Below are 3109 nucleotides of genomic sequence, written 5' to 3'. Positions count from 1 at the left end.
GGCCTGACCCGCAGTCAGCACTCCCTCCTTGACCAGCGCGATTGTGTCGGCAATGGCATGCATCAGCGGTCCCTCATGGCATCCAAAAGATACCGCCAGCATGGACCGGCGTTCTTTCAGTGGAAAGGGTAGGAATTCCCGCCGCTTACCCTTTCGGCCGGCTTGGAACCCAGGCGTAGCCGTTTTCACACAGGATATATGCCTCCCGCAGGCCATGCGGCTTGTCCGCGGGCGCCTGCAGAATGGCGAATCCCGTCGCCTCTGCCCGGTCGACAGCCTCATCCGGGTCGGTATCATACAGGCGGATCTCAATCCCGGCCCCGCGCGGCGGGTTATCCGGCAGCAGCTCCAGCAGCGGATTTTCCGCATAGGTGCCGTCGCTGTGCAGCTGAAAGACCTGACCGCCATAGGTGACGATAGCAAAATCCTTGCTTACCTGATGGCCTCTCATATCAAAAACAGTCTCTAAAAAGGTTATTTCTGCCGAAACATCCCGCACCAGTAGATTGAGCCCGATCCCGCGCAGGGAGCGGCCGAAACTGTCCGCATCTATTGTTTCATAATCCATGAGCCCAGTTTTCCCCGCAAACCGCCCGGCGGCAACGCCAATTGCGTCAGCCCTCGGCGCCTTTCCACCGCCCGTATGAAGCTTTGATGGCAAAGCCAGCAATCCGCTTGCCTTCCCGCGCGCAATCGGAACAATTGGAATATGTCAGAAAACATTTTTCCAAGCTGGCCCGACTCCGCCCCTCAATTGATCGACGTCGCAGCCGGCCGCGTGCCGGCGGATACAGTGATCCGGCAGGGTATCTGGGTCAATGTCCACACCCGCGAGCAGCTGCCGGGCCATGATATTGCGATCAAGGCCGGCCGCATTGCCTATGTCGGACCGGATGCCTCTTATTGCACCGGACCGGAGACGCAGATCATAGAGGCGCGTGGCCGCTACATGATCCCCGGCCTGTGCGATGCCCATATGCACATCGAGAGCGGTATGCTGACCCCGGCGGAATTCGCCCGCGCGGTGATCCCGCACGGCACCACCTCGATGTTCACCGACCCGCATGAGATCGCCAATGTTCTGGGTCTGGACGGGGTGCGCTATATGCATGACGAGGCGCTGATGCAGCCCGTCAACATCTTCACCCAGATGCCCAGTTGCGCGCCTTCGGCACCAGGGCTGGAGACAACCGGTTATGAAATCTCGGCCGAAGATGTGGCAAAGGCGATGAACTGGCCGGGCATAATCGGCCTGGGGGAGATGATGAATTTCCCCGGCGTCGCCAATGCCGACCCCGAGATGCTGGCTGAAATCGCCGCCACTCAGCGCGCGGGCAAGACAGTGGGCGGCCATTATGCCTCCCCAGACCTCGGCCCTGATTTCGCCGCCTATGTGGCCGGCGGTCCGGCGGATGACCACGAGGGCACCTGCGAGGCCGACGCCATTGCACGTGTCCGCCAGGGGATGCGGTCGATGATGCGGCTGGGCTCGGCCTGGTATGACGTAGAAAGCCAGATCACTGCGGTGACGGAAAAGGGGCTGGACCCGCGCAATTTCATCCTTTGCACCGACGACTGCCACTCCGGCACCCTGGTCAATGACGGCCATATGAACCGGGTGGTGCGCCACGCGATTGCCTGCGGCTGCGATCCGGTAATTGCACTGCAGATGGCCACCATCAACACCGCCACCCATTTCGGGCTGGAGCGGGAGATCGGCTCCATCACTCCCGGCCGCCGTGCCGATGTGATCCTGACCTCGGACTTGCGCGAACTGCCTGTCGAAGTTGTCATCTCCCGCGGGCAGATCGTCGCAGAATCAGGCTCTATCAAAGTCGACTGTCCCCATTACGACTGGCCCGCCAGCGCCCGTGGCACCGTGCATCTGGGTCACGAACTGACGGCGAAAGACTTTGGACTTGCCGCGCCCGAGGGCGCCAATGCGGTCACCGCCAATGTGATCGGCGTGGTCGAAAACCAAGCCCCGACCAAGGCGCTACAGGCAGAACTTCCGGTGGTGGACGGGCTGGTCGAGGGCGCTGGCGATGTCTGCCAGATCGCCCTGGTCGAGCGCCACCGCGCCACAGGCGGAGTCACCAACGCCTTTGTCTCGGGCTTCGGCTACCAGGGTAAGATGGCAATGGCCTCCACTGTGGCGCATGACAGCCACCACATGATCGTCGTTGGCACCGATCGCGACGAGATGGCGCTGGCGGCCAACCGCCTGGCCCAAGTGGGAGGCGGTATCACCCTTTACAAGGACGGCAAGGAACTGGCTCTGGTCGAGCTGCCGATTGCCGGTCTGATGTCCGACAGCCCCGCAACCGACGTGGCCGCCAAGGCACAAGTCATGATGGAGGCGATGGAGGCCTGCGGCTGCAGCCTGAATAATGCCTATATGCAGCACTCGTTGCTGGCCCTGGTCGTGATCCCGGAGCTGAGGATTTCCGACCTTGGTCTAGTCGACGTGCGCACTTTCCAGAAAATCCCGGTAATCGAGCCTGCTCAATGATAACAACAAAACACCCTGGCCACCCGCCGACCGAAACGTTCAACGACGCAACCGAAGCGGTGGACCGGCTTGAGTTGCTTTACCGGCAGGCCACCGGCTTCATCTGCGAGGAATTCAGCCGTGCAATGGCTGACGGGGCGCCGGACAACCAGCGCATCCGCGCCTATTACCCGGAGATCCGGTTCTCCACCACGAGTTTTGCCCAGGTGGACAGCCGCCTCAGCTTTGGTCATGTCTCTGCGCCTGGCACCCATGCCACCACGGTGACGCGGCCGGACCTGTTCCGCAATTACCTGATCCAGCAGATCAACTTGCTGATCCGCAACCACGGCCAGCCAGTGACCATTGATGTCTCTAAGACTCCAATCCCGGTGCATTTCGCCGTTGCTTCGCGCCCCGATCTGACGGTGCCGCAGGACGGTGCAGCCGGGTTCACCCTGCGCGACGTGTTTGACGTGCCGGATCTGTCGACCACCAATGACGACATCGTCAACGGCACCTATCAGCCGCCTAATGGCACCGGACCGTTGGCTCTGTTCACCGCGCAGCGCATCGATTACTCACTGGCCCGGCTCAGCCACTACACTGCCACCAGTG

2 protein-coding genes and 1 pseudogene are annotated in these 3109 nt (G+C 61.6%); 2 read left to right on the top strand and 1 reads right to left on the bottom strand.

The genetic code is table 11. The annotated features are described in order from the left end of the window. Positions 1-145: 145 nt before the first annotated feature. Positions 146-568 (bottom strand): glyoxalase, encoded by a 423-nt coding sequence (locus A2I95_RS28905; protein WP_291735435.1) that lies wholly within the window; start codon positions 566-568, stop codon positions 146-148. 141 nt (positions 569-709) lie between these two features. Here A2I95_RS28905 and ade point away from each other — a divergent pair, with 141 nt between their 5' ends. Both ade and A2I95_RS28895 read left to right on the top strand, forming a co-directional pair. Continuing rightward, complete coding sequence (ade, locus tag A2I95_RS28900) at positions 710-2512, top strand: adenine deaminase (RefSeq protein ID WP_291735433.1); 1803 nt, start codon at positions 710-712, stop codon at positions 2510-2512. Next, positions 2509-3109 (top strand): annotated as a pseudogene (locus A2I95_RS28895) (AMP nucleosidase); the annotation flags it as partial. The gene ade and the pseudogene A2I95_RS28895, both read left to right, overlap by 4 nt.

It is taken from the genome of Leisingera sp. F5 (assembly GCF_001593695.1).
The sequence above is the reverse complement of the archived record's forward strand: the minus strand, read 5'-3'. Positions and strand labels throughout refer to the sequence as shown.